Origin of the sequence: Kocuria oxytropis, assembly GCF_040981195.1 — a bacterium.
Lineage (GTDB): Bacteria > Actinomycetota > Actinomycetes > Actinomycetales > Micrococcaceae > Kocuria > Kocuria oxytropis.
In genome coordinates, this window is sequence record NZ_JAVFXA010000005.1 from 107,799 (window position 1) to 131,218 (window position 23,420).

A 23,420-nucleotide genomic window follows, 5' to 3' on the forward strand; every position below is an offset into this window, starting at 1 on the left:
GTGGCGCGCATCAACCAACTCCGCGACGGCGTCTTCGCCGTGAGCACGGACAACTGGAGGCTGAACTCCGGTGTCGTGCTCGGGACCCGTCGCGCCCTGGTGATCGACACGGGCGCGGGGCCGCGGCAGGCCCGGGAGATCCTGGCGGCCGTGCGCACGCTCACCGACCTGCCGCTGACGGTCGTGAACACCCACGCCCACTACGACCACTTCCTGGGCAACGCCGTGTTCCAGCGCGCCGGGGCCGAGGACTTCTGGGCGCACCGCGGCTGCGCGGCGGCGATCGAGGCGCACGGCGACTTCCAGCGCTCGTTCGTGGGCACCCACGAGCCCGAGATGGCCGCCGCCGAGGGACCGGACACCCGCCTGGTCGTGCCCAACCGGAACCTGCCGGGCACGGGGCGCCGTCCCGCCCTGACCCGGGTGGACCTCGGGGAGCGCGCGGCGGTGCTGTTCTCGTTCGGCCCCGGGCACACCGACAACGACCTCTGCGTCGGGGTGGACGACGTCGTCTTCACCGGGGACCTCGTGGAGCAGGGCGCCGACCCCAGCTTCGACGACTCCTATCCGCGGGGCTGGGCCACGGCCCTCGAGAACCTGGCCGCCCTGGAGCGGTACCGGGTCTTCGTCCCGGGCCACGGCAACCCCGTGGAGCGCGGCCACGTGCTCCAGCAGGCCCGGCTCATGCGCACGGCGATCGAACGGGTGGACTCGAGCGAGGCCGCCGCGGCGCAGCCCGACGGGATGCGGCCGGTGACCGCCTCGATGTTCCGGCTGCCCTACAACCCGGGGGCGGCACGGATCCTGCTGGACCGGCTCGAGCGGATCAGGGCCGAGGACGCCGCGACCGGGGAGCTTGCAGCGCTGTCAGCGCCGCGGCCGCCAGGAGACTGACGCCGAGGATCGCCGCGCACGCCGCGACCGCGGCCCAGCCGCCGCCCGGCACGCGCAGGGCCGCCCACAGCGGCAGCAGCCCGGTGAGGATCGCCCCCGCGCCCAGGACCGCCAGCAGGGCGGTCAGGCCCCCGCCCGGCACGGGCCGCTCCACGGGCCCGGTCAGGCGCAGCACGAGCCCGCCCAGGGCCGCCCAGCCCGAGACGACCAGCAGGGCGGCCACGACGTCCGAGGGCCGGTGCCAGCCGTTGAGCAGCGTCGCCACCCCGGTGGCGGTCATCGCGCCCGCGCCGAGCAGCGCCACGAACGGCCGGGACGCGGCGGGCGCCGCGAGCAGCACCACCGCCACGGCCGCGGCCGCCGCCGCGGTGTGCCCCGACGGGAAGGAGTTCGCGGCGGCCTCCTGGATGCCGAGGTCCGGCTTCTCCAGCAGCACCCGCTTGAGCAGCTGGACCGTCAGGTTGGACAGCACCACCACCGCCGCCCCGACCACCGCGGGGGCGAGCCGGCGGGAGCGCACGGCCAGGACCGCGAGGCACAGGGCCGAGACCGCGCCCACCGCCCACGGCACCGCGTCGAGCAGCTGCGCCACGCGGCCGGTCAGGTCGGGGAAGGCGTTGTTCGCCTGGCGCAGGGCCAGCTCGTCGAGCCACTGCCCGGTCGCGGTGGTCAGGGCCACGACCCCGACCAGGGCCGCCGCCGCCCACAGGGCGGCGGCGCCGAGCAGGTGGCCCAGGACCTGCAGGACGGTGGGCGCGGGGCGGCGGGCGGTCGTGGTCATCGAGCTCCTGGGCGGTGGGTCGGGACGGCGGGGCGGCGGCACGGCCGTGCCGGCCCACGCCGAGCTCATCATTCCACGCACGCATCGGAGCAGGCTGAGAGACTCCCCCTAGGCTGGGGGGATGCTCCCCGCCGCGGCCCTGCCCCCGCTCGACGACCTGCTCGCGCACGCGCACGTCGTCGCGCTGCCCATGCGCGTGCGCTTCCGCGGCATCGACGTGCGGGAGACGGTGCTGCTGCGCGGCCCCGCGGGGTGGGCGGAGTTCGGCCCCTTCCCCGAGTACGGGGACGCCGAGGCCGTCGCCTGGCTCCGCGCCGCCGCCGACGCCGGGTGGCACGGCTACCCGGCGCCCCGGCGCACGCGCATCCCCGTCAACGCCACCGTGCCCGCCGTGCCGGCGGCGCGGGTCCCGGACGTGCTCGCGGGCTTCGGGGGCGGGGTGCGCGCCGTCAAGATCAAGGTCGCCGAGCGCGGCCAGGGACCCGACGAGGACGACGCCCGGGTGGCGGCCGTGCGGGCCCTGCTGCCGGACGCGGAGCTGCGGGTGGACGCCAACGGCGGCTGGGACGTGCCCGCGGCGCTCGCAGCCCTCGAACGGCTCGGCCGGCACGGTCTGGCGTACGCGGAGCAGCCGGTGCCCACGATCGCGGGCCTCGCGGCCGTCCGGGAGGGCCTCGCGGCCCGGGGCGTGCCGGTGCTGGTGGCCGCGGACGAGTCGGTGCGCAAGGAGGAGGACCCCCTGGCGGTGGCCCGGGCGGGCGCCGCCGACCTGCTCGTGGTCAAGGCGGCCCCGCTCGGCGGGGTGCGCCGGGCCCTGGACGTGGTGGCGCAGGCCGGTCTCCCGGTGGTGGTCAGCTCCGCCCTGGACTCCTCGGTGGGCATCCGGGCGGGCCTGGCGCTGGCCGCCGCCCTGCCCGAGCTCCCGTACGCCTGCGGGCTGGGGACCGTGTCCCTGCTGGGGGCGGACGTGCTGCGGGAGCCGCTGCGGCCGGTGGACGGGATGCTGGAGCTGCGGGACGCCGTCCCGGACCCCGCGCTGCTGGAGCGGCACGCGGTGACCGCGGACCGGCGCCGGTGGTGGCTGGAGCGGCTGCGCCGCGTGCACGCCCTGGCCGGGGCGGCGCCTCAGCGCTGAGCGGCGTCCCCCAGGACCTCGGCCCGGAGCCGGTCCAGGTCCACGGGCTCGCCCTCGTGCAGCCCCTGCCGCCGCACCCACGCCCGGGCGGCCCGCCAGACGTCGTCGCAGCCCAGCTCCACGTCCGGGTGGGCGGCGCCGATCCGCGTCCGGGCCGTGTGCTCGGGGTCGTCGCCCGTGAACGAGAAGACCGCCACGGGGCTGCCGGCGAGCCCCACCACCCCGCGGGCGGAGGCGATGACGCGTCCGTGCAGGCAGTCGCCGGGGTGCAGGTCCCAGGCGCGGTGGACGGTCCGGCAGTCCACCACCGCGCGCCCGTACCGGTGCGTGCGGTGCCCGGCCGGGCCGGGGTCCCAGGCCTCCTGCGGGGCGAGCAGTCCCACCTCTGGTTCCGTGTGCATTCCGCGCCTCCCTCACCGGTGTCCGGACCGGCCCGCCCGCCGCGGCGGCACGGTCCGTGGCGGGTGGAGCAGAAGGAGGGGGGTCTTCCGGGGTTCCCGGTCACGGTCCGGGTCGCGGCTCGGAGGGGACGGTCTGACGGCACGAGCATCCCAGACGCGGGGCGGGCACGGAATCGGCCGGGGCATTGTTTCTTCTCGTGAACACGCCCGGGGACGGAGACCCTGACCAGGAGGCGGTGCGTCCCCCCGCCGGTCACAGCCCGTTCACCTCCGGTTCGCCCGGCCGCCCCCGAGGCCTCACCGGGCAGTGGTGCAGTGGCGGAGCACCCGATCCCCGACCGCGGTCCGCCGCGGGCCCGATCCCCTGGGAGAGCCATGTCCGAAACCGCCAAGCGCACCGTCCTTCCCCTGCTGGGCCACACCCGCGGCAAGCGCAGCCCCCTCACCTGCCAGCTCAAGTGCGGCAGCGCCTGCGCCGGCCCGGAGTGCAACACCTCCGGCAACGGCTACTTCCGCGACATCGCGAGCGCGGCCCTGTCCCGCCGCTCCGCGCTCGGCCTCGGGGCTGCGGCGGCGGTGACCGTCGGCGTGGCCACCGCCGCCCCGGAGGCCGCCCAGGCCCACGGCCGCGGCCGCTCCGGGCTCTCCTTCGCGCCGATCGCCCCCGTGCCGAACACCGTGGACGACCTCACGGTCCCCGAGGGCTTCGACTGGTCCCCGATCATCCGCTGGGGCGACCCCCTGTTCGCCGACTCCGCGGAGTTCGACCCCTTCCAGCAGACCCCCGAGTCCCAGGCGGGCCAGTTCGGCTACAACAGCGACTACCTGGACATCATCCAGGACCGCGGCGGGCGCAGCGGGGTGCTCGTGAACAACCACGAGTACACCAACGAGAACCTGATGTTCCCGGCGGAGCAGCAGGGCGACCTGGAGCGCGTGGCCCGGGTGGCCATGGCCGCCCACGGCATGTCCGTCGTGGAGATCGCCCGCACCGGCCCGGGCCGCCCCTGGTCCTACGTGCGCGGCGGGGCCCGCAACCGGCGGATCACCCTCAGCACCCCCTTCGCCGTGGACGGGCCCGCGGCCGGCTCCGAGCTGCTCCGGACCGTGGACGACCCCACCGGCACGCTGGTCCTGGGCACGCAGAACAACTGCGCGGGCGGCACCACCCCGTGGGGGACGGTGCTGTCCGGGGAGGAGAACTTCAACCAGTACTTCAAGGGCAACGGCTCCGCCGAGCAGCGGCGCTACGGGATCTCCACCGAGGCCCCGAGCCGCCGCTGGCACGAGGTCGAGCCCCGCTTCGACTCGACCCTGCCGGGCTACGAGAACGAGCCCCACCGCTTCGGCTGGGTCGTCGAGATCGACCCCCAGGACCCGGCCTCCACCCCCGTCAAGCACACCGCCCTGGGCCGCTTCAAGCACGAGGGCGCCACCGTGCGCGTGGCCGAGGACGGCACCGTGGTCGCCTACTCCGGCGACGACGAGCGCTTCGACTACCTCTACAAGTTCGTCTCCGCCGGGAAGTACGTGGAGGGCGACCGCGCGCACAACATGACGCTGCTCTCCGAGGGGAACCTGTACGTGGCGAGGTTCACCGGGGACACCGCCGCCGAGATCGACGGCTCCGGGCGGCTGCCCTCCGACGGCGCGTTCGACGGCTCCGGCGAGTGGCTGCCGCTGGTCGTGGACGGGCAGTCCGCCGTGGAGGGGATGTCCGTCGAGGAGGTGCTCGTGTTCACCCGCCTGGCCGGCGACCGTGTGGGGGCCACCAAGATGGACCGCCCCGAGGACGTGGAGCCGTCCCCGCGCACCGGCATGCTGTACGTGGCGCTGACCAACAACACCCAGCGCGGCACCGCGGGCAAGGCCGGTCCGGACGAGGCCAACCCGCGCACGCAGAACCGCGACGGGCACGTCATCGAGCTGACCGAGCGCCACGGCCGGGCCGACGCGCTCGCCTTCGACTGGAACATCCTGCTGGTCGCGGGCGATCCGGCGAAGAACGCCTCGACCTACTTCTCCGGCTACCCGGTGGACAAGGTCTCGCCGATCTCCTGCCCGGACAACCTCGCCTTCGACTCGGAGGGCAGCCTCTGGATCTCCACGGACGGCCAGCCCGGGACCATCGGCTACAACGACGGACTGTTCCGGGTGGGCCTGTCCGGGCGCGAGCGCGGGCACGTCGAGCAGTTCCTCGCCGTGCCGCAGGACGCCGAGACCTGCGGGCCCGTGATCCACGACCGGGAGCGCATGGTCTACGTGGCCGTGCAGCACCCGGGCGAGGACGGCTCCTTCGAGCAGCCCCGCTCCTACTTCCCGGACTACGTGGTGCGGACCCGCCAGGGCGAGGGCGAGTGGTCGCTGCCGCGCCCTTCCGTGGCACAGGTCTTCGCCCTCGCCCCCGGTGCCGAGCCGGAGTTCCCCGGGGCGGTGTCCGACCGGCCGGGACGGGGCCGCAACCAGCACAAGCGCCGCAAGAACGGCGCGCGCGGACCCCGCTACCGCGGCTACAAGGGCAAGGCCACGCCGGAGACGCAGCGCGCGGCCCGCAGTGCCGCCCGCTCCTACTGAGCCCGCCCCCGGAGCGCACCGCAGAGCCCGGGATCCCGCCGGTCCCCGGCCCGCCGTACGGCGGGCCGGGGACCGGCGCTGTGCCGGACTACCCTGGTCTCCTGTGACCACACCGTCCCTCGACACCGCCCGCACCGTCCTGGAGGAGCTCGTCGACGCCGGGATGCGCCACCTCGTCGTCGCCCCCGGCTCCCGGTCCGCGCCGCTGGCCTACGCGGCGGCGGCCGCCCAGGCCGCCGGCGCGCTCGAGGTCCACGTGCGCGTCGACGAGCGCGGCGCGGCGTTCACGGCCCTGGGCATCGCCCGGGCCACCGGCCGGCCCGCCGGGGTGCTCACCACCTCCGGGACGGCGGTGGGCAACCTGCTGCCGGCCGTGCTGGAGGCCGACCACGCCGAGGTGCCGCTCGTGGTGCTCTCCGCCGACCGCCCGCCGGAGCTGCGCGGCACCGGCGCCAACCAGACCACCCGCCAGCCGGGGATCTTCGGGGACCACGTGCGCGCCGCCGTGGACCTCCTCCCGGAGGACGACGTGCCCGCCCGGCTCGCCGGCCCCCTCGCCGCCCTCGCCGGCCGCGGGCCGGACGGTCCCCGGCCCCCCGGCCCGGTCCAGCTCAACGTGGCCCTGCGCGAGCCGCTGCACCCGGGGCCGGAGGACGGGCCCGTGCTCGCCGCCGCGGCGCGGCGGCTCGCCGCACGCGCCGGGACGCGGCAGGGAGCACGGCAGGACCCGGGGCCGGCCGCGGTGGCCGCCGGGGAGGTGTCCGCCCCGGAGCCCGCGGCGGGCACGTCGCGCTCCGTCGTGGTGGCCGGGGACGGTGCCGGACCCGCTGCGGCCCGCTTCGCCGCGGCGTGCGGGCTGCCGCTGCTCGCGGAGCCCTCCTCCAACGCCCGGTCCGGCCCGCACGCCGTGGGCGCCTACCGGCTGCTCCTGGACTCCCCGCTGGGCGCACGGATCCAGCGCGTGCTGCTGGTGGGCCGCCCCACGCTCTCCCGGCCCGTCGGGGCCCTGCTGGCCCGGCCGGACGTGACGACGGCGGCCGTGCGCCCGGCCCCCGTGGCCTGGTGCGAGCCGGGGCGGCGCCGCGAGCGGGTGCTCGCGAGCTGGCGCGAGGCGGCGTCCTTCACGGGCCGCGGCGCCCCCGGCTGGGCGGCCGCCTGGCAGATGGCGGGCGCCGCCGCGGACGACGCCGTGGCGCGGCTGCTCTCCGCCGGTGCGCCGCCGGAGGTCACCGGCCCCGCCGTGGCCGCGGCCGTGTGGGAGGCGTGCCGCCGGGACGGGTCGGTGCTGGTGGCCGGCTCCTCCAACCCGGTGCGTGACCTGGACCTCGCCGCCCGGCCGGGTCCCCGGTCCCCGCTCGTGCTCGCCAACCGGGGGCTCGCCGGGATCGACGGGACCGTGGCCACCGCCGCCGGCGCCGCGCTCGGCGGCGGCCGGCCGGTCCGGGTGCTCCTGGGCGACCTGACGTTCCTGCACGACGTCTCCTCCCTGCTGCTGGGCCCGGGCGAGCGCGAGCCGGACCTGCAGCTGGTGGTCCTCAACGACGGCGGCGGCGGGATCTTCACGACCCTCGAGCACGGTGCGGTGGGGGAGCAGGAGGAGTACCGGGCGGTCGTGGAGCGGTTCTTCGGCACCCCGCACCGGGCCCGCCTCGACGCGCTGTGCGCCGGCTACGGCGTGGCCCACCGGCGCGTCGCCGACCTCGCCGAGCTCGAGCGCGCGCTCCACGGACCCGTGCGCGGGCGCTCGGTCCTGGAGGTCGCCGCGGACCGGGGCGGGCTGCGGGAGCAGCACGCCCGGGTCCGGGCCGCCGTCGCGCGCGCCGCCGAGGAGGCCGCCGCCCGCACCGGCGCCGCGCCCTGAGCCTCCCGTGCCGGGGGCTGCGGGCGCCGTGCCCGTGACCGTGCCCGTGACCGTGCCCGCCGTGACGGTGCCCGCCGTGACCGTGCCCGCCGGTGCGCGGGCCCCGGCACGCCGGAAGGCCCCGCCCCCTCGAGGGGGCGGGGCCTTCCGGCGGTGTCGTGCGGCTCAGCCGCGGGCGGCGGGCGCCGCACCCCCGGAGGAGACCGGCGGGTGGTGCCCGGCGATCTCCTCGACCCGGTGCTCGGCCTCCTCCAGCTTCCGCTGGTGGGGCACCACGAGCGTGACGACGGCGCCGAGCAGGGCCACGCCGGCGAAGACGTAGAACGCCTGGGGGCCGCCGAAGCCCGCCGCGGCGAGCCAGCCGCCGATGATGGGCCCGAAGATCCCGCCGAACCGGCCCATGCTGGCGCAGAAGGCCACGCCGGCGGCCCGGGCGTTGGTGGTGTAGTAGTTCGACTGGAACCCGTAGACGAGCACCTGGGTGCCGATGGTGCCCACGCCGGCCACGCCGATGAAGAGCAGCAGCAGCGGCAGCGGGAAGCTGAAGGTCATCAGGATCAGGGCGACCGCGGCCAGGGCGAACGTGGTGGCGATCATCCGCTGCGGGCCGGTGCGGTCCGCGAGCCGGGAGGCCAGCAGGCCGCCGACCAGCGCGGAGCCGTTGAGCACGAGCACGAAGTACAGCGGGCTGACGCTGTGGCCGTAGCCGTTCATGATGACCGCGAGCCAGGTGTTGAGCCCGTAGGTGAGCAGCAGGCCGCAGAAGGACATGAAGCCCAGCAGGACCGAGGCCAGGGCGAACTGCCGGGAGAACACCGCGGCGTAGCCGGTCCGGCGCGGGGCGGCGCCGGCCTGCCGGATGACCTGCTCCTCGACGAGCGGGACCCCGGTGCGCAGGGCGACGGCCTCGGCCTGCTCGGTCCTGCCCCGGGCCAGCAGCCAGCGCGGGGACTCGGGGAGCTTCCACAGCATGAGCGGGACCAGCAGGACCAGCGGGAGGGCACCGATCATGAACAGCCCGCGCCAGCTCAGGTCGCCGAGGAGGGCGATGCCCACCACGGCGGCGAACACGCCGCCCGCGGGGATGCCGGAGTAGACGATGCCGTTGTAGAACTGCCGGCGGCCGCCGGGGGCGAACTCGGCCATGGTGGCGCCGGCGGTGGCGATCACGAGACCCAGGCCGATGCCCGTGAGGAAGCGCATCGCGCCGAAGGCGAGCACGCTGGTGGTGAGCGCGGTGACGAACATGCCGACCGAGAACCAGGCGACACCGGTGATCAGCAGCCGGCGACGGCCGAAGAAGTCGCCGACGGCACCGCAGACGAGCGAGCCGATGAGCACGCCGATCAGGGCGTAGGAGCCCACCAGCCCGGCGACGGCCGGCTCGAGGGTCCCGATCTGCGTGGGGTCGGCGAGCAGGCCCGGCAGGACCACGCCGTAGACGACGAGGTCGTAGCCGTCGAAGAGGAGGGCGAGGCAGATGACGAACGCCACGAAGCGGGCGGTCCTCTGCTCGAGCTGCGGGTTCTCCGCGATGTCGATGTGTGGTTGGGTCATGTTCCCCGGGACCTCTCTGGGCAGCGCGTGGACAGGGCTGGAAGGAGGGGGACCGGCGGTCGTCCCCCTGCGGATTCCAGCCTGACAGAGCTGTGATCCCCGTCATATGAGGCAATGCCCCAGGGATCCACCAGGGGGGGTGTTCAGCGGCTCAGCATATCAATCGGCCGAATCCATGGTGTTGTGAATATGACTCCGGGCCCGCCGTCCGGGGACGACGGGCCCGGTGGGCGGCGGGTCACTGATCCGGGGCCTGCACCTGCGTGGGATTGAGCACGCGGGAGAGGAAGGCCTGGGTGCGCGGCTCCTGCGGGTGGCGGATGAGCTCCGCCGCGGGGCCCTCCTCGACCACCACGCCGCCGTCCATGAACACGACCCGGTCGGCGACGTCGCGGGCGAACTCCATCTCGTGGGTGACCACGAGCATCGTCATGCCCTCGGCGGCCAGGGTGCGCATGATGGCCAGGACGTCGCCCACGGTCTCGGGGTCCAGGGCGGAGGTCGGCTCGTCGAAGAGCATGAGGGACGGGTCCATCGACAGGGCCCGGGCGATCGCCACGCGCTGCTGCTGCCCGCCGGAGAGCTGGTCCGGGTAGCTGTCCGCCTTCTCGGCCAGCCCCACGCGCTCCAGGTTGTCCCGGGCGATCCGCTGGGCCTCGGCCTTGTCCCGCTTGAGCACCTTGAGCTGGGCCACGGTGCAGTTCTCCAGCACGCTCAGGTGGGGGAACAGGTTGAACTGCTGGAAGACCATGCCCACGTGCCGGCGCATCCGGTCGACGTCGGCCTCGGGATCGGTGACCTCGAAGTCGCCGATCGTGATCCGGCCCTGCTGGGGGGTCTCGAGCAGGTTCACGCAGCGCAGCAGGGTGGACTTGCCGGAACCGGAGGGCCCGATGAGGCAGACCACCTGCCCGGCCCCGACGCTGAGGGAGATGCCCTTGAGCACCTCCAGGGAGCCGTAGGACTTGTGCAGGCCCTCGACGACGACGGAGGCCGCGCCCGCGAGGCGGTCGGCGCCGCCGGACCCGGGGGTGGGGGAGGATGCAGTGCTCACGGTCAGGCTCCTAGGACTTCTTCATGCGGTCGGTCTTGGACTCGAAACGGCGGGTCAGGATGCCGAGGGGCACCGTGATGATGAGGTAGCACACGCCGGCCACCACCAGCGGGGTCAGTCCCGCCCCGGCGGCCGAGATGGCCTCGCGGCCGTACTTGGTGAGCTCGTACTGGCCCACGCCCATGCCCAGCAGGTAGACCAGCGAGGAGTCCTTGGTCAGCAGGATCACCTCGTTGGTCAGGGGCGGGAGCACGATCCGCAGGGCCTGCGGGATGACGATCGTGACCATCGCCCGGGCGTGGGACATGCCCAGTGAGCGCGCGGCCTCGTACTGGCCCTTCGGCACGGCCTGCAGCCCCGCCCGCAGCGACTCCGCGATGTAGGCGGCGGCCACCAGGCCCAGGGCGATCATGACCGTGACGTAGTGGTTGAAGCGGAAGCCGAAGGCCAGCGGGATGCCGTAGCCGAAGGCCAGGAAGACGAGCAGGGCGGGCACGCCGCGGAAGAACTCGATGTAGAGCGTGGCCAGCCAGCGGTAGGGGGCCACGGAGGAGAGCTTCATGAGGGCGAGCACCACGCCGCCGGTGAGCCCGACCACGAAGCCGAGGAGCGTGTAGATCACGGTGTTCTTCAGCGCCACGACGAGGATGCCGGGGAACTGCTGGGCCGCGATCTGCGGGTTGAAGACCTTCTCGACCAGCAGCGGCCAGTCCGCGACGGCGATCAGGGCGAGGACGACGAGGATCAGGACGGCGTACTGGACGCCGCGGGAGAGACGAGCTCTCTGGTGCATGGTCATGGCCATGGGTGGGTCCGTTCTGGGTGGTACGGGTGGGACGGTGTCGGGGCCGGCGTCCCGGGTGCGGGCGGCCGGCCCCCGGGTCAGTTCTCCCGGACGGGGATCCAGGTCTCGACGATCCGCTCGAGCGTGCCGTCCGACTCGATGCGGTCCAGGGTCGCGTCGACCTCCCGCAGCATGGCCTCGTCGCCCTCGGCCACGGCTACGCCGAGCTGGTCGTCGAGGTCCGCGGTCTCCTGGACCACGAAGTCCGGGTCGTCCTCGGCGTGCTGGGCGATCGCGGTGACGTCGTCGAGCACCGCGTCCACGCCGCCGGTGCTGAGCGCGGTGAACATCGTGGTCGCGTCCTCGAACTGGACCGTCTGGAGGCCGAGCTCCCGCGCCTGCGTCTCGCCGACCGTGCCCTGCATCACCCCGACCCGCACCTGCTGGTCGCGGGCGGCCGCGATCGAGCCGACCCCGTCCCCGCCGTCGGTCACGAGACCGACCTCGTTGTCGTAGTAGGGGTCCGAGAAGTCCATCACGGTCTGCCGCTCCTCGGTGATGGACAGGGCGGAGATCGCCACGTCGCACTGGTCGGTCCCGAGGGCCGCCCCGGACTGGATCGACTCGAAGGCCAGGGTGACGTTCTTCATCTCCACGCCGAGGTCCTGCGCGATCTCCCGGCCGAGGTCCATGTCGAGGCCGACCATCTCGCCGTCCTGCTCCATCTCGAACGGCGGGTAGTTGGACTCCGAGCACACGGTGAGATACCCGGGCTCCACCAGGGCCACGGCCGAGGACGCGGAGGCCCCCGCGGGGTCCCCGCCGCCGTCCGCGGCGTCCCCGGAGGGGCTCTCGGACGTGCAGGCGGTCAGGGCGAGGGCGGCGCTCGCGGACAGCGCCACCAGGGCGTGCGCGCGGGCCGGTCGGGTCGTCGGACGGGGCATGCGGGATTCCTCCGGTGGGAGCAGTGGTCGTCGGCACGGTCGGGCCGGGCACGGGGCCGGTCCTGCGGGGCGGTGGCCCCGACCGTGTTCGGGCACCAGGATACGGTGCGATCCCACCGGCGGCTCAGCCGGCGGAGAGCCCCGGCGCGGGCACGAGGCGCTCCGGGGCCCCCGCGGCCCGCTGCCCGAGGGCCTGGAGCATGGGGCGCAGCTTCGCCCAGGTCTCGGCCAGCTCGGACTCGGGGTCCGAGGCGGCGACGATCCCGCAGCCCGCGTAGAGGCGCACGGTGCGCTCGTCCTCCTGCACCGCCCCGCGCAGGGCGATGCCCCAGTCCCCGTTGCCGGCCGCGTCGAGCCAGCCGACGGGTCCCGCGTACAGACCCCGGTCCATCTGCTCCAGCTCCGGGATCGTGGCGGCGGCCACGGCGGTGGGCGTCCCGCACACGGCGGCGGTGGGGTGCAGCGCCTCGGCGAGCTCGAGGGAGGAGGGAGGGTCCCCGGCCGGGCCGGGCCGCAGCGCGGCGGTGACGTCCGAGGCCAGGTGCCACACGTTGGGCAGCTCGAGGATGAACGGCTCGGGGGAGGTCGTGACCGCGTCGGTGTAGGGGGCCAGCGACGCCTCGAGCGAGTCGATCGCGAAGCCGTGCTCGTGCTGCTGCTTCTCCGACTCCCCGAGCACCCGCGCGGCGTACTCGTGCGGGTCCTCGCCCGGGGGCGCGGCGTCCCGGTCCAGGGTGCCGGCGAGCACCCGGGCGTGGGCCACGCCGTCGAGGACGCGCACCAGCATCTCGGGGGTGGCGCCCATCAGGCGGCCCGCACCCGAGGGGCTCCCGCCGAGGCCCACGCAGTACGTCCAGCACTGGTCGTAGCGGCGGGCCAGGTCCCGGACCACCGCCACGGCGTCCAGGGCGGCGTCCGTGCGCGCCACGACGTCCCGGGCCAGCACCAGCTTGTCCATCCGGCCCGCCCGGATCCGCTCCACGCCCTCGCGCACGGCCTCCCTCCACTCGTGCTCGCCCAGGGTGCCGGGGGAGAGCCGGACCACGGCGTCCGGCGCGGGTGCCTCCGCGCGGGCCGGCGCCCGGCCGGGGGCCGAGCCGAGCCGGCGCACCCAGGCGGCCGCCACGTCCTCGGTGCCCAGTGCGAAGGGCGTGCCCGGGGCCACGGCCACCACGAGGCTCGCCCACGCGACGTCGTCCCGGCGGCCCACGAGCAGCTCCGGGACCACGAGACCCGAGTCCACGGCCGAGCTGGTCGCGAACGTGAACGCGCCGAGGGCGGCGAGCCCGGTGCCGGGCACGCCCACGCGGTCCTCGACCACGGCGGCGGCGGCCACGTCGTCCCACCACACGCGAGCGGCCGTGAACCGGTCCGCGCCGCGCACCGTGTGCTCGGCGGTCCGGCCCCAGGCCACGAGTCCGCGCCCGTCCACCGTCCAGGTGAGCAGGTCCGGTCCGACCAGCAGCTCGCGCAGGTCCGGGGCGGCCCCGGCGTCCGCGCCCAGGGCGGACAGCGGCACCGTGAGGGCGTGCAGCACGGGGACCGGCGGGGCGGCGGCGGGCTCGGCCTGGGAGTCGGCCGGGGGCCCGGCCGGGGGATCGGTGGGAGACATCGCCCACCAGTCTAAGCCGCCCGCCGGACAGCCCCGGGCCCGGGCGCCGGGGGCGGGCCCGGGCGGGGGCGTCGGAGCGAGGTGCGACAATGACCGGGTGAACCGAGCAGACCTGTCCAAGCAGCCGCACGAAGTCTCCGCCATGTTCGACGACGTGGCGCCCCGCTACGACCTCCTCAACGACATCCTCTCGCTGGGGCGGACCCGCGGATGGCGCAGGGTCGTCGCGGAGGCCGTGGGCGCCGTGCCGGGGGAGAAGGTCCTCGACCTCGCCGCCGGGACCGGGACCTCGTCCGAGCCGTACGCGGACGCGGGCGTGGACGTCGTGGCCGCGGACCTCTCGCTCGGGATGCTCGAGGTGGGCCGCGCCCGCCGCCCCGACATCGAGTTCGTCCAGGCGGACGCCACGCGGCTGCCGTTCGCGGACGCCTCCTTCGACGCCGTGACCATCTCCTTCGGGCTGCGCAACATCCAGGACTTCCGCCGCGCCCTCGCCGAGATGCTGCGGGTCACCCGCCCGGGCGGGCGGCTGGTGATCTGCGAGTTCTCGACCCCCACGGCGGCCCCGCTGCGCACCGTCTACACGGAGTACCTCATGAAGGCCCTGCCCGGGATCGCCGCGCGCGCGGCCTCCAACCCGGAGGCCTACCGCTACCTCGCCGAGTCCATCGCGGCGTGGCCGGACCAGGAGGAGCTCGCCGCCGAGATCCTCGCGGCCGGCTGGACGGGCGTGCAGTACCGCAACCTCACCGGCGGCATCGTGGCCGTGCACCGGGCGGTGCGGCCCGCCGCGGACGCCGCCGCCCGATGAGGGCGCTCGTCCTCGGCGCCGGACCGGCCGGCGCCACGGCCGGGTACTGGCTCGCGGCGCACGGGATCGAGGTCACCGTCCTGGAGAAGACCGCGTTCCCGCGGGAGAAGGTCTGCGGCGACGGGCTGACCCCGCGTGCCGTGCGCGAGATGCAGCTCATGGGCCTCCCGCACGGACCGGAGCTGGGCTACGCCCGCAACCGGGGCCTGCGGCTCGTGGCCCGCGAGCGCAGCGTGGAGGTGCCGTGGCCGGAGCTGAGCGACTTCCCCGGCTACGGGCTGGTGCGCACCCGCCGGGGCTTCGACGAGCAGCTGGCCGGGCACGCGCGCGGGGCCGGGGCGCGGGTGCTCGAGCGCCGGGCCGTGACCGGGGTGCTGCGCGACGCCACCGGGCGGGTCGTCGGGGCCCGTGCCACCGTGCTCGACGCCGCCGGCCGGCGGACCGGGCAGTCCGAGGAGCACCGCGCCGACGTCGTGCTCGCCGCGGACGGCACCTCCTCCCGCACCGCGGTCTCCGCGGGGCTGCACCGGCGGGACGACCGGCCGATGGGGGTCGCGGTGCGCGCCTACTACGAGTCCCCGCGGGCGGACCTGGACTGGATGGAGGGCTGGCTCGAGCTCACCGACGGCACCGACCCGGACCGGGCGCTGCTGCCCGGCTACGGGTGGGTCTTCGGGGTCGGCGACGGCACGGCCAACGTGGGGCTCGGGATCCTGGACAGCTCCCCGGCCTTCGGGGCCCTCGACTACCGGAAGGTGCTCGCCGACTGGACCGCGTCCATGCCCGCCGAGTGGACCTTCGACGACGAGCACCGGCGCGGCCGCGTGCTCGGCGCGGCGCTGCCGATGGCCTTCAACCGCACGCCGCACCACGTGCCGGGGATGCTCCTGCTGGGCGACGCCGCGGGGCTCGTCTCCCCGTTCAACGGGGAGGGGATCTCCAACGCCATGGAGTCCGCCCGCTACGCCGCCGAGCACGTCGTGGCCGCGGCGGCCGCGAACGGCCCGGCCCAGCGTGAGCTCGTGCTCGCCGGCTACCCGGACCGGGTCCGGCAGGAGTGGGGCGCCCACTTCACGCAGGGCCGGGTCCTGGCCCAGCTCATCGGCAGCCCCGCCGTGATGAAGGCCGCCGTGCGCACCGGCATGGCCGTGCCCGCGCTGATGCGCTTCGTGGTCCGGGTCATGACCGAGCTCTCCGACCGTCCCGCCGCCACGTGGGAGGACCGTGTGGTGGCCCTCCTGGACGCCCTGACGCCCGCGACCGGCAACACCCGCCCCCCGAAAACTCGCTAGAGTGGTGGACCGTGACTGAAACCTCCTCCTCGAGCGCCGACGGCCCCGCCACGGGTCTCGGCACCGATCAGGTGAAGCTGCCCGCCGGCTTCGACCTCATCGCGTCCGACGACCGGCTGGGCCCGGTCGTGCTGCGGTCGCTCGCCCGGATCGAGGAACGGCTGGACGAGGCGGTGCGCAGCGCCGACCACCTGGCCGACGTCACCTCCCGCCACCTGCTCCAGGCCGGCGGCAAGCGCGTGCGGCCCCTGCTGACCGTGCTGGCCGGGGAGATCGGCGGCGGCATCAACGACGCCGTCCTCGAGTCCGCCGCCGTCGTCGAGCTCACCCACCTCGCCACCCTGTACCACGACGACGTCATGGACTCCGCGCCGCTGCGCCGCGGCGTGGCGACCGCCCAGACCGTGTGGGGCAACTCGGTGGCCATCCTCACGGGCGACCTCATCTTCGCCCGCGCCTCCTCGATGGTCTCCGACCTCGGCCAGCGCGCCCTGAAGATCCAGGCGGACACGTTCGAGCGGCTGGTGCTCGGCCAGCTGCACGAGACGGTCGGCCCGCGGGACGGGCAGGACCCGCTGGAGCACTACCTCGACGTCCTGGCGGGCAAGACCGGCTCCCTCATCGCGGCGTGCGGGCACTTCGGCGCGGTCCTGGCCGGCGCCGAGCAGGATGTCGTGGACGTGATGGTCGAGTACGGGGAGAAGGTCGGGATCGCCTTCCAGCTCGCCGACGACGTGATCGACGTGACCGGCGAGGACGAGGTCTCCGGGAAGTCCCCCGGCACGGACCTGCGCGAGGGGGTGCCCACCCTGCCGGTGCTCATCCTGCGCCGGATGGCGGGGGAGGGGGACGCCGAGGCGGTGCGCGCCCTGGAGCACCTCGACGCGGACCTCGACTCCGACGAGGCCCTGGCCCGGGCCGTGGCCGCGGTCTCCGGGCACCGGGCCACCGAGGAGGCGTGGCGGATCGCCCGGCAGTGGGCGGACGAGGCCATCGCCTCGCTCGAGCCGCTGCCGGACACGGTGGCCAAGCGGGCGCTCGTGGCCTTCGCGCACGCCGTCGTCCACCGCGAGGCCTGAACCGCGGGGCGGGACCGGGGGGTCCTCGCCGGCCCGCCCGGTCCTGTCCGGCGCCGGATGTGGTTCCGGCGGTCCCACGGGCTAGCCTGTAGCCGTCCGCAGACCACTTCCCGCACCCGAGGACGACCATGACCCCACAGTCCCCACCCGGCCGTGCCGCCGCGCCCCGCGAGGCGTTCTCCAGCCGCACGGTCTTCATCCTGGCCGCGATCGGCTCCGCCGTCGGCCTCGGCAACATCTGGCGCTTCCCCTACATCGCCTACGAGAACGGCGGCGGGGCGTTCCTCATCCCCTACCTCGTGGCGCTGCTCACGGCCGGTCTGCCGCTGCTGATGCTCGAGTACGGCATCGGGCACCGCTTCCGCGCCTCGGCGCCGCTGGCCTACCGCCGCCTGCACCCCAAGACCGAGTGGATCGGCTGGTGGCAGATGGGCATCAGCTTCGTGATCGCCGTCTACTACGCCGTCATCCTCGGCTGGGCGATGCTGTACACCTACTTCTCGTTCGGCAAGGCGTGGGGCGACGACCCCGGCACGTTCTTCCTCTCCGAGGTGCTGCAGAGCTCCGAGGAGATCACGGTGGGCCTCGACTTCGTCCCCAACGTGCTGGCCGTCACGGCGGTCGCCTGGATCGCGCTGCTCGTGGTGCTCCTGCTGGGCGTGGCCAAGGGCATCGGGCGGGTGAACCTGGTGCTGATCCCGCTGCTGGTGCTGATGTTCCTGACCATCGTGGTCATCGCCCTGACGCTGCCGGGCGCCACCGACGGCCTCAACGCGTTCTTCACGCCCGACTGGGCCGCGCTCACCGACAGCGCCGTGTGGGTCGCCGCCTACGGCCAGATCTTCTTCTCGCTCTCGGTCGGCTTCGGCATCATGATCACCTACTCGTCCTACCTCAAGCCCAAGACCGACCTCACCGGCTCCGGGCTCGTGGTCGGCTTCGGCAACTCCAGCTTCGAGATCCTCGCCGGCATCGGCGTGTTCGCGGCGCTGGGCTTCATGGCCGGGGTCTCCGGGGTGGGCGTGGACGAGGTCGCGACCTCGGGCATCGGCCTGGCCTTCATCGCGTTCCCCACGATCATCTCCCAGGCGCCGCTCGGCACGCTCATCGGCGTGCTCTTCTTCGCGACCCTCACCTTCGCGGGCTTCACGTCGCTCGTGTCGATCGTGGAGGTCGTGGTGGCCGCCGCCCAGGACAAGCTCGGCCTGCGCCGGCGCACCGCCGTGGTGGCCGTCGTGGTGCCCATGGCGCTGATCTCCCTGGCCCTGTTCACGACCACCACGGGGCTGAACCTGCTGGACGTCACGGACAACTTCGTGAACCAGTTCGGCATCGTCGCCGCGGCCCTGGTGTCGATCATGCTGCTCACGGCCGGCTTCTCCGCGCTGCCCACGCTGCGGGACCACCTGAACTCGGTGTCCTCCTTCCGGCTGGGCCGCACCTGGATGGTCGTGGTCGGGGGCATCACCCCGATCATGCTGGGCTACATCCTCATCAACACGCTCACCACCACCCTGGCGGAGGGCTACGGCGGGATGCCCGCCTGGTTCGTCACCACGTTCGGCTGGGGCACGGCCATCGGCATCGTCGTGGTCGCCGTGCTGCTCTCCCGCCTGCCGTGGCCCGCCGGGTCGGCGGCCTCGGACCTGAGCCCGTCCCCGGCCATCGTCGACGCCTCCGTGGACCGGCGCCGGCTGCAGGGGGGCCAGCCGCTCTCGCGCTGGTCGGACACCGCCCTGCGCACCCCGGCCCTCGACCAGGACTTCTCGTACCGCTCCCTCGCCCAGGGCCCGGCCGGGTCCGGGGGCCGGCACGCGGAGACCCCCGCCGAGGGGACCGGCCGGGCGCCCTGGAGCTCGGGCGCCCCGACCAGCACCACCGGATCCCAGGAGGACCCCCGATGACCGTTCCCGCCATCATCATGCTCGTCGTCTCCGTGCTCACCGTGTGGGGCGGCTTCGTCGCCGCCGTGCTCCACCTCCGGCGCACCCCGGAGGTGGAGGAGAACGACCAGGGCTTCGGCAGCGACGACTACGTCCGCACCACCTGATCCGCCCCGCGCCCCGTCCCGGGTCGCGCACGAAGGCCCCCGGCGCCGAACGGCGCCGGGGGCCTTCGTGCGTCCGGCCGGCCTGATGCGGCGGGGTCAGGCGCGGCGGACCCGCGGGGCGCGCACCGCGTCCAGCACGAGCAGGAGCACCGCGAGCCAGACGAAGCAGAAGCTCACCCAGCGCTCGACGGGCATCTGCTCCCCGAACACCAGCACGGCCAGCAGGAACTGCCCGATGGGCGCCACGTACTGGATCATGCCCACCGTGCTCAGCGGCAGGCGGGTCGCGGCGACGCCGAAGAGGATCAGCGGCACGGCCGTGATCACGCCCGAGGACAGCATCAGCAGGAGGTGGCCCGTGCCCTCCGTGCCCAGGGTGAGCCGGCCGTCGGCCCCGAGCAGGGCCACCACCAGGGCCGCGAGCGGGGTCAGCGCCATCGTCTCCACCGTGAGGGTCACGATGGCGGGGTAGGACCCGCCCATCCTGTTCTTCACCAGGCCGTAGAAGCCGAAGGAGAAGGCCAGGCCCAGCGAGAGCCACGGCACCTGCCCGTAGAAGACGGCCATGACCACCACCGCCACGAAGCCGATCCCCACCGCCGTCCACTGCAGGGCGCGCATCCGCTCCCGGAGCACCAGCACGCCGAGCAGGATCGCTACGAGGGGGTTGATGAAGTAGCCGAGGGAGGCCTCCAGGGTGTTCCCCGTGGTCGTCGCGACCGTGTACAGCAGCCAGTTCGCCCCGATGAGCAGCCCGGCCACGGCCAGGGCCCCGAGCGTCCGGGGGGAGCGCAGCGCGCGGCCCAGCGGGCGCAGCCCTCCGGTGAGCGCCAGCAGCGCCAGGCAGAAGAGCAGGGAGAAGAGCACGCGCAGCGCCACGATCTCCACCGGGGTGGCGGGCTCCAGGGCCACGAAGTACAGCGGCAGCAGCCCCCAGATGCCGTAGGCGGCGAACCCGGACAGCACACCGGCCCGGATCCTCGACTGCTCGTCGGGGTCCGGGCCGGGGGCGGTGTTGTATGCGGTCACGCTCGAGGGTACCGCCGGGGCTCAGAGGCCGAAGAATCGGCTGAAGAAGCCCTTCTTCCGCTCGCCCTGCTCCTCCTCGGCGGTCTCCTCGTCGGTCTCCTCGGCGAAGTCCTCGCCCTCCACGACCGGCTCCGTCCCGGCGCTGCCGGGCACACCGGGTCCGGCCACGACCTCGCGCTCGACCTCCCGCTCGGCCTCGGGGCGAGCGGCGGGCTCGCGGTGCTGGGCGGCGGCCGGCTCGGGAGCCTCCTCGGCGGCCGGGCGGACCGGCTCGGGCCCGGGCACCACGGTGGTGCTCACCCGGCCCGGGCGCACGTCCCGGTCCGAGGGCTCCTGGTCGAACGGCAGGTCGCCGTCCGCGGCACCGGCGTGCGCGGTGACCGGCTCCCCGGCCTCCCGCGGCTCCTCCACCGGCTCGGGCTGCTCCTGGTGGGCGTGGTCCGTCCCGACGAACTCGGGCACCTCGATGGGCTCGGGCTGCTCCTCCGGGACCTCCACGGGAACGGGGGTCTGCTCCGGGGCCGCGGCGGGCCGCGGCTCGGCCTCCTGCCGGGCGGCCGTGGCCTCGGCGGCCGCGCGGTCCTCGCGCAGGGTGGCGGCGCGCGCCCGGGCGTCGGCCGCCAGGCCCGTCAGGACGTCGGGGCCCACGGCGGGCTCGGCGGGCTCGACGCCGGAGATCTGGTGGTCGTCGAACCAGAACCGCTGCGCGCCGTCCCGGACGGTCACCACGCACGTGGCCTCGGTGTCCCACTCGACGTGGGCGCCGCGCAACTTGGCGTAGGAGTCGACGGCGAGGTTGTGGTCCACCGCGGTGTCGGTGGTCAGCGCCTCGGCGATGACCCGCATCATCCGTTCCACGGTGAGCTCCGGCAGCTCGAACTCGGGCCCGTCCAGCAGCAGCCACGCCGTGACGCCGCCCCCCGCGCCCGCGGGATAGTGCGCGTAGACGCCCGTGACGGCCTTGGCCGCCAGGGTCAGCCGGCGGGCCAGGCCCTCGGCCACGGGCAGCTCGTCGGTGGACAGCTCGGCCACGCCCAGCCGGTCCCCGGCCTCGCGGGCCTGCACGGCGGCGGAGACCACCTCGGCCGGGAAGTGGCCCAGCTCCTGCCAGGACCAGATCCAGGACCCGCGGGAGGCGGACTCGGTGCCCAGCAGGTAGGGCGTCAGGGTCACGGGAGGCTCGGTCTGCAGGGTGAACGCCGGCGCGGAGAAGTCGACGTCCCACCCGGCGCCCTGGGTCAGCTCGGCCAGCCTGGCCTGGTACTCGGTGGAGATGAAGATCGACTCGTCGATCAGGTCCTGCAGCGTTTTCGTCATGCGTCCAGGCTAGCAACCATCGCGGACCCCGGAGCGTCACGGCGACGCCGTCCGGCGGGCCGGCGGGGCCCCGGGCGGCGGCCCGCGCCCGGGCGGCGGAGGGGCGCTTCGATAGGGTGGTGGCGCGGCCCCCGGCGCCCGGCGGTGCCGTGCGGGCACTCCGCCCGTCCCGTGACCACCCGATCCGAGCAGGCCCCTCGCGGGCCGGGAACGAGCCACCGCATGAGCGAGACCCCCGCCACCCCGACCCCCGGACCCGCCCGGCAGGAGCTGCTGAACACCATCGGCTCGTGGGTGCTCTCCGTGCTGCGCGCAGAGCCCGGCTGGGACCGGATGGTCGTGGACCTCAAGGTCCAGGGCGGTCGTGTGCACCTGCGCGTGCGGGAGCAGCGGGGCCAGGAGGTGGTGCCCGGCACCGCCGGGCCCATCAAGGAGGACAGTGCCGTGCTGCCCGCCGTCGAGCAGCTGCGGGAGGACGTCCACGTCCCGGGGCGCGGGACGTGGTTCACCGCCACGGTGGTGATCCTCGCCGAGGGCTGGCCCGAGCCGACGCACCGGATCGGGGGGACCTACGACCTCGACGGCGAGCCCCGGCAGTGGGGCGCCGAGGGCCCCTTCACGGCCCAGGACGTCCTGGAGCACCTCGAGCGCTTCCCCCGCACCCGCGCCCGGATCCCGGCGTGGGCGGCCGAGCTCGCCGAGCGGGAGGGCGTCGAGCTGCCCGTCCTCGCCCCGGGCGCGGAGCAGCAGGCCGATCCCGAGGGCGTCGTCCACGCCCGCGTGCGGGCAGCCGTCGACCGGTTCGCGAGCGCCCCGGACAACCGGGCCATGATCGAGGTCATCCGCCAGTGCATGGCGGGCTCCCTGCTGCTGGACGTCACCGCGAGCGACCTCGTGGAGGGACCGGCCGGGGAGGCCCTGGGGCCGGAGTCGACCCTGCGCGTCCAGACGCTGGGGGAGCCCGACGGCACGCGCTCGCTGGCGGTGTACACCTCGGCGGCCGAGGCCCAGGCCATGTTCGACCGCCACCGTCCGGACGGCGGGACGCCGGTGCTGCTGCGCGAGTCCGCCGTCAAGATCCTGAGGATGGTCGCGGACGACCCGCAGTACGACCACCTGGTCATCGACCCGGCCCGCACGGGCTGCCGGATCAGCCGCCCCCAGGTCGAGTGGGCCGTGCGGGCGCCGCACAACGAGGCCGTGAAGACCGCGATGCTCGCCAACGACATGTCGCAGCTGCTCGCCGGGCTCCTCGCCCCGGACGCGGTGCTCCTGCTCGGGGCGCGCGTGCAGGACGGGCGCGCCGTGCCGGTCTACGCGAAGCCCCAGGAGGAGGGGGCCGCGCCGGACACCCTGCTGCTGTTCACGTCCGCCGCCGAGGTCGCCGTGCTGGACGCCGGGCTCGAGGTCCGCTCCGCGCCGGCGCGCCAGGCGCTGCGCTTCGCCCTCGACGCCGGGGCGCGGAAGGTCAGCATCAACGCCCACGCCCCCGTGGCCACGCTGACCGCGGACCAGGTCCGGGAGCTGCTGGCCCTGGTGGACGACCAGCAGCAGCGGGAGGGCTCGGCCGGCGGGGGGACGGGGACGGGCCAGGCCGAGGGCTGATCCCGGGGCGCGGTCAGTCCGCGGTGGGGGACGGCGCCGCGGGGGTCCTGCCCGCCGCGAGGCAGTCGGCGCAGATGCCCTGGTAGACGACGTCGGCGGTGAGCAGCTGCATGCCGTGGTGGTCGGAGGGCGTGAGGCACGGGGTGTGGCCCACGGCGCAGTCGACGTCGGCGACCGTTCCGCAGCGCACGCAGTACGCGTGGTGGTGGTTGTCCCCGGTGCGGGTCTCGTAGAGGGCCGGGGACGCGGGCGGCTCGAACTTGCGGAGCATGCCGACGGCCGTGAGGTCGGAGAGGACGACGTAGACGGACTGGAGCGTGATCGCCGGCAGGGCGGAGCGGACGTCCGCGAGGACCTCCTCGGCCGTGGAGTGCGGGCGGCGGTCCACCGTGTCGAGGACGGCCAGCCGCTGCTTGGTGACGCGGCGGCCGTGGGAGCGCAGGAGGTCCGACCACGCGGCGGTCCGGGCGGCGTCCGGTGCGGGGCGATCCGTGGTCTGCATCCCCCCAGGGTAGCGTTATCACGATGAACTCACAATAGTACCCATGCGCTCCGCCCCCCTGGCGTTCGCGATGGTGACCCCCGTGTGACCGTGCGGGTCGTGGGTCCTCTCCGTCGTCTTTACCCGCCTCTGACCTGC

Annotated in this window: 20 protein-coding genes; 10 read left to right on the plus strand and 10 right to left on the minus strand. The window is 75.0% G+C overall.

The features are described from left to right. On the plus strand, positions 1–894 hold the full coding sequence (locus QYM41_RS06970) for an MBL fold metallo-hydrolase (RefSeq protein WP_368799024.1): 894 nt from the start codon (positions 1–3) through the stop codon (positions 892–894). On the opposite strand, the gene QYM41_RS06975 is transcribed toward QYM41_RS06970, so the two are convergent. Then, positions 827–1,675, minus strand: a complete 849-nt coding sequence (locus QYM41_RS06975; RefSeq protein ID WP_368799025.1) for a phosphatase PAP2 family protein — start codon at positions 1,673–1,675, stop codon at positions 827–829. The two genes, QYM41_RS06970 and QYM41_RS06975, sit on opposite strands and share 68 nt — an antisense overlap. Positions 1,676–1,796: 121 nt before the next feature. On the opposite strand from QYM41_RS06975, the gene QYM41_RS06980 reads away from it, so the two are divergent. Continuing rightward, positions 1,797–2,810 (plus strand): o-succinylbenzoate synthase, encoded by a 1,014-nt coding sequence (locus QYM41_RS06980; protein WP_368799026.1) that lies wholly within the window; start codon positions 1,797–1,799, stop codon positions 2,808–2,810. On the opposite strand, the gene QYM41_RS06985 is transcribed toward QYM41_RS06980, so the two are convergent. Continuing rightward, positions 2,801–3,211 carry a hypothetical protein gene (locus tag QYM41_RS06985; RefSeq protein WP_368799027.1) on the minus strand — a complete coding sequence of 137 codons (411 nt, stop codon included), beginning with the start codon at positions 3,209–3,211 and terminating at the stop codon, positions 2,801–2,803. The genes QYM41_RS06980 and QYM41_RS06985 overlap by 10 nt on opposite strands. A 375-nt stretch (positions 3,212–3,586) precedes the next feature. Between QYM41_RS06985 and QYM41_RS06990 the strand changes: the two genes are divergently transcribed. Together QYM41_RS06990 and menD are read left to right on the plus strand one after the other, a co-directional pair. Then, positions 3,587–5,785, plus strand: a complete 2,199-nt coding sequence (locus QYM41_RS06990) for a PhoX family protein (protein WP_368799028.1) — start codon at positions 3,587–3,589, stop codon at positions 5,783–5,785. Between the two features lie 103 nt (positions 5,786–5,888). Then, positions 5,889–7,646, plus strand: coding sequence for a 2-succinyl-5-enolpyruvyl-6-hydroxy-3-cyclohexene-1-carboxylic-acid synthase (menD, locus tag QYM41_RS06995; RefSeq protein WP_368799029.1), 1,758 nt, complete (start codon positions 5,889–5,891; stop codon positions 7,644–7,646). 165 nt (positions 7,647–7,811) lie between these two features. Here menD and QYM41_RS07000 read toward each other — a convergent pair whose 3' ends face one another. The 5 genes from QYM41_RS07000 to QYM41_RS07020 all read right to left on the minus strand — a co-directional run bounded on the left by QYM41_RS07000 (position 7,812) and on the right by QYM41_RS07020 (position 13,597). Continuing rightward, positions 7,812–9,203: an MFS transporter gene (locus QYM41_RS07000; protein WP_368799030.1), complete on the minus strand. Its 1,392-nt coding sequence runs from the start codon at positions 9,201–9,203 to the stop codon at positions 7,812–7,814. Between the two features lie 238 nt (positions 9,204–9,441). Continuing rightward, positions 9,442–10,257, minus strand: a complete 816-nt coding sequence (locus tag QYM41_RS07005; RefSeq protein WP_368799031.1) for an amino acid ABC transporter ATP-binding protein — start codon at positions 10,255–10,257, stop codon at positions 9,442–9,444. 10 nt (positions 10,258–10,267) lie between these two features. Then, a complete protein-coding gene (locus QYM41_RS07010) occupies positions 10,268–11,062 on the minus strand; it encodes an amino acid ABC transporter permease (RefSeq protein WP_368799032.1) in 795 nt (264 codons plus the stop codon). Between the two features lie 77 nt (positions 11,063–11,139). After that, entirely contained in the window at positions 11,140–11,985 is an 846-nt protein-coding gene (locus QYM41_RS07015; RefSeq protein WP_368799033.1) for an ABC transporter substrate-binding protein, read from the minus strand. A gap of 124 nt (positions 11,986–12,109) precedes the next feature. After that, positions 12,110–13,597, minus strand: a complete 1,488-nt coding sequence (locus tag QYM41_RS07020) for an isochorismate synthase (RefSeq protein WP_368799034.1) — start codon at positions 13,595–13,597, stop codon at positions 12,110–12,112. Positions 13,598–13,694: 97 nt separating this feature from the next. Here QYM41_RS07020 and QYM41_RS07025 point away from each other — a divergent pair, with 97 nt between their 5' ends. The 5 genes from QYM41_RS07025 (at position 13,695) to QYM41_RS07045 (ending at position 18,829) form a co-directional block, all read left to right on the plus strand. Then, positions 13,695–14,408, plus strand: coding sequence for a demethylmenaquinone methyltransferase (locus tag QYM41_RS07025; RefSeq protein ID WP_368799035.1), 714 nt, complete (start codon positions 13,695–13,697; stop codon positions 14,406–14,408). After that, positions 14,405–15,700: a geranylgeranyl reductase family protein gene (locus QYM41_RS07030; protein WP_368799036.1), complete on the plus strand. Its 1,296-nt coding sequence runs from the start codon at positions 14,405–14,407 to the stop codon at positions 15,698–15,700. Before QYM41_RS07025 ends, QYM41_RS07030 begins: the two co-directional genes overlap by 4 nt. A gap of 11 nt (positions 15,701–15,711) precedes the next feature. Further along, positions 15,712–16,779: a polyprenyl synthetase family protein gene (locus QYM41_RS07035; RefSeq protein ID WP_438612558.1), complete on the plus strand. Its 1,068-nt coding sequence runs from the start codon at positions 15,712–15,714 to the stop codon at positions 16,777–16,779. 128 nt (positions 16,780–16,907) lie between these two features. Continuing rightward, positions 16,908–18,683, plus strand: coding sequence for a sodium-dependent transporter (locus QYM41_RS07040; RefSeq protein WP_368799037.1), 1,776 nt, complete (start codon positions 16,908–16,910; stop codon positions 18,681–18,683). Then, complete coding sequence (locus tag QYM41_RS07045; protein ID WP_368799038.1) at positions 18,680–18,829, plus strand: methionine/alanine import family NSS transporter small subunit; 150 nt, start codon at positions 18,680–18,682, stop codon at positions 18,827–18,829. Before QYM41_RS07040 ends, QYM41_RS07045 begins: the two co-directional genes overlap by 4 nt. A 96-nt stretch (positions 18,830–18,925) precedes the next feature. Here the strand turns inward: QYM41_RS07045 and rarD are convergent, their stop codons facing one another. Continuing rightward, entirely contained in the window at positions 18,926–19,858 is a 933-nt protein-coding gene (rarD, locus tag QYM41_RS07050; protein WP_368799039.1) for an EamA family transporter RarD, read from the minus strand. 21 nt (positions 19,859–19,879) lie between these two features. After that, on the minus strand, positions 19,880–21,175 hold the full coding sequence (locus QYM41_RS07055; RefSeq protein ID WP_368799040.1) for a DUF6882 domain-containing protein: 1,296 nt from the start codon (positions 21,173–21,175) through the stop codon (positions 19,880–19,882). Positions 21,176–21,397: 222 nt separating this feature from the next. On the opposite strand from QYM41_RS07055, the gene QYM41_RS07060 reads away from it, so the two are divergent. Continuing rightward, a complete protein-coding gene (locus tag QYM41_RS07060) occupies positions 21,398–22,780 on the plus strand; it encodes an SseB family protein (protein WP_368799041.1) in 1,383 nt (460 codons plus the stop codon). Between the two features lie 13 nt (positions 22,781–22,793). Here QYM41_RS07060 and QYM41_RS07065 read toward each other — a convergent pair whose 3' ends face one another. After that, positions 22,794–23,282 (minus strand): Fur family transcriptional regulator, encoded by a 489-nt coding sequence (locus QYM41_RS07065; protein WP_368799042.1) that lies wholly within the window; start codon positions 23,280–23,282, stop codon positions 22,794–22,796. Positions 23,283–23,420: the final 138 nt, after the last annotated feature.

Bases quoted from the DNA above. Each gene is read 5' to 3' on its own strand.
- QYM41_RS06975 (WP_368799025.1), bottom strand. From the start codon at position 1,675: ATGACCACGACCGCCCGCCGCCCCGCGCCCACCGTCCTGCAGGTCCTG.
- QYM41_RS06980 (WP_368799026.1), top strand. From the start codon at position 1,797: ATGCTCCCCGCCGCGGCCCTGCCCCCGCTCGACGACCTGCTCGCGCAC.
- QYM41_RS06985 (WP_368799027.1), bottom strand. From the start codon at position 3,211: ATGCACACGGAACCAGAGGTGGGACTGCTCGCCCCGCAGGAGGCCTGG.
- QYM41_RS06990 (WP_368799028.1), top strand. From the start codon at position 3,587: ATGTCCGAAACCGCCAAGCGCACCGTCCTTCCCCTGCTGGGCCACACC.
- QYM41_RS07000 (WP_368799030.1), bottom strand. From the start codon at position 9,203: ATGACCCAACCACACATCGACATCGCGGAGAACCCGCAGCTCGAGCAG.
- QYM41_RS07010 (WP_368799032.1), bottom strand. From the start codon at position 11,062: ATGGCCATGACCATGCACCAGAGAGCTCGTCTCTCCCGCGGCGTCCAG.
- QYM41_RS07015 (WP_368799033.1), bottom strand. From the start codon at position 11,985: ATGCCCCGTCCGACGACCCGACCGGCCCGCGCGCACGCCCTGGTGGCG.
- QYM41_RS07020 (WP_368799034.1), bottom strand. From the start codon at position 13,597: ATGTCTCCCACCGATCCCCCGGCCGGGCCCCCGGCCGACTCCCAGGCC.
- QYM41_RS07030 (WP_368799036.1), top strand. From the start codon at position 14,405: ATGAGGGCGCTCGTCCTCGGCGCCGGACCGGCCGGCGCCACGGCCGGG.
- QYM41_RS07040 (WP_368799037.1), top strand. From the start codon at position 16,908: ATGACCCCACAGTCCCCACCCGGCCGTGCCGCCGCGCCCCGCGAGGCG.
- QYM41_RS07045 (WP_368799038.1), top strand. From the start codon at position 18,680: ATGACCGTTCCCGCCATCATCATGCTCGTCGTCTCCGTGCTCACCGTG.
- QYM41_RS07055 (WP_368799040.1), bottom strand. From the start codon at position 21,175: ATGACGAAAACGCTGCAGGACCTGATCGACGAGTCGATCTTCATCTCC.
- QYM41_RS07060 (WP_368799041.1), top strand. From the start codon at position 21,398: ATGAGCGAGACCCCCGCCACCCCGACCCCCGGACCCGCCCGGCAGGAG.
- QYM41_RS07065 (WP_368799042.1), bottom strand. From the start codon at position 23,282: ATGCAGACCACGGATCGCCCCGCACCGGACGCCGCCCGGACCGCCGCG.